The sequence below is a fragment of the Nonomuraea sp. JJY05 genome (assembly GCF_043496855.1).
GTDB lineage: Bacteria > Actinomycetota > Actinomycetes > Streptosporangiales > Streptosporangiaceae > Nonomuraea.
Map to the genome: position 1 here is coordinate 48,225 of NZ_JBIEIS010000043.1, position 6,260 is coordinate 54,484.

Sequence of the window (6,260 nt, forward strand, 5' to 3'; positions counted from 1 at the left end):
GAGCGGCCGCTGGCCGGTCAGACCCGGTCGAGGGGGCGGTGCGGCCCGGCGGGGAGCTCCACCCTGATCACGTCGCCGGGGCGGACGACGCCGCCGGTCGTGACGACGCTCATGACGCCGGCCCGGCGCACCAGGTTACCGGCCCCGTCGCGGCCGACGACCTGCTTGAGCAGGCCGTTCTGGAAGCCGTCGATCTGCACGCACGGGTTGCGCAGCCCGGTGACCTCCACGACGGCCTCCGCACCGATGCGCAGGAGCGTGCCGACCGGCAGCCCGAGCAGGTCGACGCCCTGGGTGGTGATGTTCTCGCCGAGCTCGCCGGGCCTGACCGTGAAGCCCGCCTGTCCCACCTCGGCGAAGAGCTCCTGGTGGATGAGGTGGACCTGGCGCAGGTTCGGCTGGGTGGGGTCCTGGGCGACCCGGGAGCGGTGCTTGACCGTCACGCCCGCGTGCGCGTCGCCCTCCACCCCTAGTCCGGCCAGCAGGGTGATGCTGTCTCGGTTCGGCTTGCTGAAGGAATGCTCGCCGCTGCTGCTGACGGCGGTAACAGTCCCGTGCACCCGTTCGTCCCCCTTCGCGGAGTTCATAACCATTCAACGGCAGCGTAGCCGACCCGCTGTCAGGCGATCGGCTGCTGGGCCAGCCCCAGATCGGCGCCCTTGGGTTCCTTGACCGCCGTGACGGCGGCCAGGGAGATCACGCAGAGCACCATGATGTAGGCGCCGACGGACAGGGCTGAGCCCGTGCTCTGCACCAGCGCCTGGGCGATCGTGGGTGCGAAGGCGCCGCCCAGGATGGCGCCGAGCGCGTAGCCGATCGCGACGCCGGAGTAGCGCACCGAGGCGGGGAACACCTCGGCGTACATGGCCGACATGGGCCCGTACGACAGGCCCAGGCCGATGGTCAAGACGATGATCGCCGCCGCGAAGAGCCAGATGCTGCGGGTCTCCATCAGCAGGAAGAGCGGAATCATCCAGACGAACACCAGCGCGTAGCCGATCTGGAAGGTGCGGACCCGGCCGATCCGGTCCGACAGCGCCCCGCCGTACAGGGTGAAGACCAGCCAGCCCACCGACCCGGCGACGGTGGCGAGCAGGACGGACGGCCGGGACAGGCCCAGCGTGGTGGTGCCGTAGCTGATGAAGTAGGCGATGAGAAGGTATCCGGCGGCGTTGTTGGCCACGAAGATCAGCGCGGCGAGCAGCACGTTCTTGCTGTTGCCGCGGAACAGGTCGCGCAGCGGCGCGGAGGACGTCTTGGTGCGCTGCTGCAGCTCCTTGAACACGGGGCTCTCCTCGACGGCCCGCCGCACGAGGTAGCCGATGACGATCAGGGTCAGGGAGAGCAGGAACGGCACCCGCCAGCCCCACGCCTGGAACTGCTCCGGCGTGGTCACCGTACTCATGATCCACAGGACGCCGGTCGCCAGGACGAGGCCGATCGGCACGCCGATCTGGGGGAAGGCGCCCCACCATCCGCGGCGCTCGCGTGGCGCGTGCTCCACCGACAGCAGGGCGGCGCCGCCCCATTCGCCGCCCGCGGAGAAGCCCTGAAGGATGCGCAGGAGGACGAGGGCGACGGGCGCGGCCACGCCGATCGATCCGTAGGTGGGCAGCAGGCCGATGAGGGTGGTGGCGGCGCCCATGAGGAGCAGGGTCAGCACGAGCATGCGCTTGCGGCCCAGCCGGTCGCCGTAGCGGCCGGCGATGATCGCGCCGAGCGGCCGGAACAGGAAACTGATGCCGATCGTGGCCAGCGAGACGAGCGTGGCCAGGCCGGGGGCCCGCTCGTTCACCGGGGCCAGGAAGAGCGGCCCGAACACCAGGCCGGCGGCTTGACGCCCACCAGCGGGCCGATCACCGGGCCGATCACCGGGCCGATCATCGGGCCGATCAACCGGCCGATCACCGGGCGAGCCTGCTGCGCGCGGTCGGCCTGCTCGAACTCGACGCCCGCTCCCTCGGCCACGAGCCGACCATCAGCATGGCCAAGGACCGGTTGTACGTGCTGCTCGAGGCCGCACCACGCGGCTCGGTCACCGTCTCCACCCTGGCCGCCCACTTCCATCAGCGGGCGACCCGGCTGCTGCACGCGAACCTGCTGATCGTCCGCAGCGAGCCCGTCGAGGACCCCCACGGGCTCCGCCAGGCGCGCGACGACCTCGACCGCGCCATCAGCCACCTGCGAGACGCGGGCGCCCGGCCGGGCAGCTACGCGGCACGGGACCTCCACGCCGAGATCGTCCAGCAACGGCTCTTGCACGCCGTACGGAGCGATCCGATGCTGCGGACGGGCTCCGGCCGCAGCATCATCGCGCACGATTCCGCGCACGGCACCGCCTACCGGGCGACACTCCTGTCCTATCTCCGGCATTTCGGAGACGTTCGAGCCGCCGGCGCGGAGTTGACGCTGCACGAGAACACCGTCCGCAAGCGGATCAGGCGTGCGCAGGAGCTGTTCGGCATCGCGCTGGACAACCCGACGCACCGCTTGCTGCTCGAGCTGGAACTCGGGGCGCTGGCGCCAGGCCCCACCTCCGGGGAGCCTGAGGTGGCCGAGCAGTAAGCGAGCCTGAAGGCCACGTTGGACCGCATCGACCGGTCGGCGCACAAGAACTGGCGCATCCGAGCGTGGGCCGCAAAGAACAGCTGCTGTTCACGCCGCCTTACGCATCGCCGCCGGAAACAGCGCCGGCCAGGGCTGTGACACCACCAACCCGCGTCGCTCAGCGGTCCGCCTGACCCATGCGCGGACACCACGCATCCGCTTGGTGAAGGAGCACACGTCTGCGACCGGCCCTCACCTGACTCCGCTGAACCGCCACATCATCGCGTTCCCCTTCGCCGGGGTCCCATTCAGGACATTCGCGGAGGGGTCCTTCGGCCCGGCCGAGCCCACGGCGTACACCTCGGTGGTCCCCGGCCGCAGGGCCAGCTTGTTCACCGAGGCAGACCAGCCGCTCGGGACCGGCATACGCTGCCTGGTCCAGCGGCCGCCGCCGGACAGATGCCACAGCTCATCGCCGGCGGCCACCAGCCACATCCCGCCCTTGCCGTCCGGCTCGGCCTCCAGAGTGCCGAGGTCCCAGACGCACTGCCAGGTCCCCTCCGCGAACCGCAACCCGAACGACCGGTTCACGATCCATGGCTCGTTGTCGTCCCTGATCGGGCCCGCCTCCTCCCAGGAAGCTCGGCCGAACACCCAGGCGTGACGGTTGCCGAGGACCGCCACGTCGTCCCACCGGACGTCGGCGTCCTCCGGCACCTTCAACGACGGCATGCCGATCCGCTGCCACCCGCCGCCCTCCCAGCGGGCCGCGGCGAATGCGCCGACCACCCAGGTCTCGGCACCGAAGCTCGCCAGCGCCTGGACCTGGAAGGAGAGGTTGCCCGCCTGCCAGGCACCGCTGTTCCACCGCTGGGTGAGCTCGTGGTTGGCCACCCACGGGCCGCTGGAGGAGAAGGACGGCCAGCCGCCCTGCCCGGGGACGGTCTCGACCCGCCACCGCCCTGCCTCGTAGCTCGCCGCATAACCGTCGTCACCCCGCTTGCCGAACACCCAGGCGCGGTCCTTCGACTCGGCGGCCACGGTCTGGACCTCGGAAAGATTGTCGGGCAGCTTGACGGGGGTCCAGCTCGAGCCGTTCCAGCGCCAAGGCACGTGCTGCCCGGTCGTGTCCGCGTGCGCAGCCCAGATCGTCCCGTCCGCCGTCGCGGTCGCGTCGATCAGTGCCGTCCCCTGCCTGCCCTCCGTCCAGAGCACCTCCCAGCCGGACGGCACGGCGGCAGGCCTGATCTCAAGCTCCTTGCGCGGTGGTCCAGGGCAGGCCTCCGGGTCGGCGAAGATCGGCGACAGCCGCGGGGCCGGCAGCGTCCCTGGCGAGGTGAACGACGTGGGAGCGGCGGCAGCGGGCGTGCCGCTCCCGCAGGCGGTGGACAGCAGAGCCAGTACGGCGAGCCCTGCGGCCACACGCCTGATGGTGAGCGGGGGGATGCCGATCCGCACAATGGCCACCCGGCAGGTCACGGGCATGGCGGGTCTCCTTCCCGGGAGCACCTGCAGCAGCGAGGGCAGGGCTGCCGAGGTCTCAAGATCTTATGGCGGGTTCGTGCGCAGATCGGCCGCCGCATCGCGTACAGCCCCAAGACAGCGGCCCTCCTCGGCAGCCGTCGTAGTCGCGCACGGCGACGTGCGACGACTACGGGCGAAGGTCGAGGGTGTGCACGACAACGGTGTGATCTATCCGGCATGCCGGATTGAGGACTGCCTGGCTACACATAGTCGCCCAGTGATGGAGACACGCCCGTGACCTGCTCGGATACGTGCGGATCTCAGGTGACGTTCGGGTGAATGAGGATGGCCTGGTTGATGTGGTCATCCCCACTGTCTGAGGATCGTCGCCGTGGTCTCGTCGGCGGGTAGGAACGCTTCGAGGCGCAGCTCAGACAGCGTGACATCGACGGCGGTCGCGAACGTTGTCAGCGTGGTGATGAGGCGCAGTTCACCTTCCGGCACTCGCAACCGCAGCGGTACGGCGAAGCCGAGGTGCTCAGGCGGTGGATCCATGTCGGGAAGGTAACCGTCCAGCTCGGCGATGAACTCCTCCAGGCCCGGATCCGGACTCTGCCGCAGCTGGTTGCGTAGGCTGGCGGTGATGTGGCGACCCCACTCGGCCAGGTTCTCGACCCGGCGGGCCATCCCGTCGGGATGCAGGGCCAGGCGCAGCACGTTGACCGGGGACTTGAGCAACGCGGGCGCGGCGCCCTCGGCGAGAACGTCGAACGCCGCATTGGCGGCGACCAATTCGCCGTACGGCCGGACCACGAGAGCGGGGTACGGCAGGTGCCCGTCGAGAATGCGTTCCACCGCTTCGCGCACTGGGCTGAGTTCGGGGGCGTCGAGGCTCGACTCGGCATAGATCGGCGCGTAGCCTGCGGCGAGCAGGAGCTCATTGCGTTCCCGCAGCGACAGAGCCAGGGACTCGGCCAGCCGGACCACCATGGCACGCCCCGGCCGCGAACGTCCTTGTTCAAGTTTTCGTGGCGGCGGACCCGCGAGCCGAGGTTCGGCTCCGGTGATCTCAGCACGTGTAGACCAGCGTGAGCACCTGGAACTCGCGCTCCATCGCGCGACCGGCGATCCCGGTGAGTTCTCCCGTCCCGGAGTTCGGGACGATGCTTCCTTCGCTGCTCTGCTCGGCTCCGTCGGCCAGCCCCCAGTGCTGGATGACGAAGGTGCCCCGGCGGCCGTCGAGCGTGCCTTCGATCCGCTCCGAGGCGACGTAGCCGCCGCCGGCGCCGCCCTGGGCCGTGAGCACCTCGGCCACACCCGTTCCGTCGATCACGCCCTGGTAGCGCTTTCGGATCGTGACCCGGGTCAGCTTGGGCCCCTCGGCGTGCTCGTCATACACGCTCTCGTCGAACGCGACGATCTCGAACGTCGCCTTGACGGTGCGCTCTGAGCGCGGGTTACTCATGACGGCTCCATGCCGGAGCGGGCGCCGCGTTCTCCAGGTCGTCGATGCTGCCGGACATGATCGTGCGGATGTGGCCGGTGATGTGCTGGAGCGGCCAGTCCCACCAGGCCAGGGCGAGGAGGCGGTTGATGCCGTCGTCGCTGTGGCGGCGGCGGATGAGCCGCGCCGGGTTGCCGCCGACGATGCCGTAGTCGGGCACGTCGTCGACGACGACGGAGCCGCTGGCGATGATCGCTCCGTGCCCGATGCGGACGCCGGGCATCACCATGGACCGGTAGCCGAGCCAGACGTCGTGGCCGACCACGGTGTCACCCCGTCCGGGCAGGCCGGCGACGAGGTCGAAGTGTTCGGCCCAGGAACCGCCCATGATCGGAAAAGGGAACGTCGAGGGGCCGTCCATGCGGTGGTTGGCGCCGTTCATGATGAACCGCACGCCCTCGCCCAGCGCGCAGAACTTCCCGATGATCAGCTTTTCAGGCCCGTAGTGGTACAGCACGTTGCGTGTCTCGAACGCGGCCGGATCATCCGGATCGTCGTAATAGGAGAAGTCCCCCACTTCGATCAGCGGCGAGGTGACCAGCGGCTTCAGCAGCACCACCCGGGGCTGGTCGGGCATGGGGTGCACCACGGTCGGGTCGGCGGGGACCAAGGGTGTCAAGAATCGTTTCCTTCCTGGAAGAGAGGTCCGCGGGCTCTGTGCGAGGGGCGGGGCCGGTCCGCCTCGCCTCATGATCGGCCGCGGCCGATCGGGGCGGCCCGGTCGTGGGGGGGGGGGGGGGGGGGG

At 70.1% G+C, this 6,260-nt stretch carries 8 protein-coding genes; 1 reads left to right on the top strand and 7 read right to left on the bottom strand.

Going from position 1 to position 6,260, the window contains the following annotated elements:
• Nucleotides 1-17: 17 nt before the first annotated feature.
• From ACFKCF_RS46995 to ACFKCF_RS47005, 3 genes are read right to left on the bottom strand one after another with little or no spacing between them, the layout of a single operon-like run.
• Nucleotides 18-560 (bottom strand): MOSC domain-containing protein, encoded by a 543-nt coding sequence (locus ACFKCF_RS46995; protein ID WP_394501974.1) that lies wholly within the window; start codon nucleotides 558-560, stop codon nucleotides 18-20.
• A 59-nt stretch (nucleotides 561-619) separates the two neighbouring features.
• Nucleotides 620-1,795 carry an MFS transporter gene (locus tag ACFKCF_RS47000; protein ID WP_394501881.1) on the bottom strand — a complete coding sequence of 392 codons (1,176 nt, stop codon included), beginning with the start codon at nucleotides 1,793-1,795 and terminating at the stop codon, nucleotides 620-622.
• Nucleotides 1,792-1,968: a hypothetical protein gene (locus tag ACFKCF_RS47005; RefSeq protein WP_394501882.1), complete on the bottom strand. Its 177-nt coding sequence runs from the start codon at nucleotides 1,966-1,968 to the stop codon at nucleotides 1,792-1,794. The genes ACFKCF_RS47000 and ACFKCF_RS47005 overlap by 4 nt, the downstream gene beginning before the upstream one ends.
• 15 nt (nucleotides 1,969-1,983) lie before the next feature.
• Between ACFKCF_RS47005 and ACFKCF_RS47010 the strand changes: the two genes are divergently transcribed.
• On the top strand, nucleotides 1,984-2,565 hold the full coding sequence (locus ACFKCF_RS47010) for a PucR family transcriptional regulator (protein WP_394501883.1): 582 nt from the start codon (nucleotides 1,984-1,986) through the stop codon (nucleotides 2,563-2,565).
• A 234-nt stretch (nucleotides 2,566-2,799) separates the two neighbouring features.
• Here the strand turns inward: ACFKCF_RS47010 and ACFKCF_RS47015 are convergent, their stop codons facing one another.
• From ACFKCF_RS47015 to ACFKCF_RS47030, 4 genes are all read right to left on the bottom strand, one after another.
• A complete protein-coding gene (locus tag ACFKCF_RS47015; protein WP_394501884.1) occupies nucleotides 2,800-4,032 on the bottom strand; it encodes a hypothetical protein in 1,233 nt (410 codons plus the stop codon).
• 342 nt (nucleotides 4,033-4,374) lie between these two features.
• The gene (locus tag ACFKCF_RS47020; protein WP_394501885.1) at nucleotides 4,375-5,001 is read right to left on the bottom strand and encodes a transcriptional regulator; all 627 of its coding nucleotides are present in this window, start codon (nucleotides 4,999-5,001) and stop codon (nucleotides 4,375-4,377) included.
• A 79-nt stretch (nucleotides 5,002-5,080) separates the two neighbouring features.
• The gene (locus ACFKCF_RS47025; RefSeq protein ID WP_394501886.1) at nucleotides 5,081-5,476 is read right to left on the bottom strand and encodes a DUF3224 domain-containing protein; all 396 of its coding nucleotides are present in this window, start codon (nucleotides 5,474-5,476) and stop codon (nucleotides 5,081-5,083) included.
• Nucleotides 5,469-6,092, bottom strand: coding sequence for a CatB-related O-acetyltransferase (locus tag ACFKCF_RS47030; protein ID WP_394501976.1), 624 nt, complete (start codon nucleotides 6,090-6,092; stop codon nucleotides 5,469-5,471). Before ACFKCF_RS47030 ends, ACFKCF_RS47025 begins: the two co-directional genes overlap by 8 nt.
• Between the last annotated feature and the right edge of the window lie 168 nt (nucleotides 6,093-6,260).

What these genes read in the sequence shown, in the direction of transcription:
- ACFKCF_RS47025 (WP_394501886.1), bottom strand. Translation starts at nt 5,476, where the DNA reads ATGAGTAACCCGCGCTCAGAGCGCACCGTCAAGGCGACGTTCGAGATC.
- ACFKCF_RS47010 (WP_394501883.1), top strand. Translation starts at nt 1,984, where the DNA reads ATGGCCAAGGACCGGTTGTACGTGCTGCTCGAGGCCGCACCACGCGGC.
- ACFKCF_RS47020 (WP_394501885.1), bottom strand. Translation starts at nt 5,001, where the DNA reads ATGGTGGTCCGGCTGGCCGAGTCCCTGGCTCTGTCGCTGCGGGAACGC.
- ACFKCF_RS47030 (WP_394501976.1), bottom strand. Translation starts at nt 6,092, where the DNA reads ATGCCCGACCAGCCCCGGGTGGTGCTGCTGAAGCCGCTGGTCACCTCG.
- ACFKCF_RS47015 (WP_394501884.1), bottom strand. Translation starts at nt 4,032, where the DNA reads ATGCCCGTGACCTGCCGGGTGGCCATTGTGCGGATCGGCATCCCCCCG.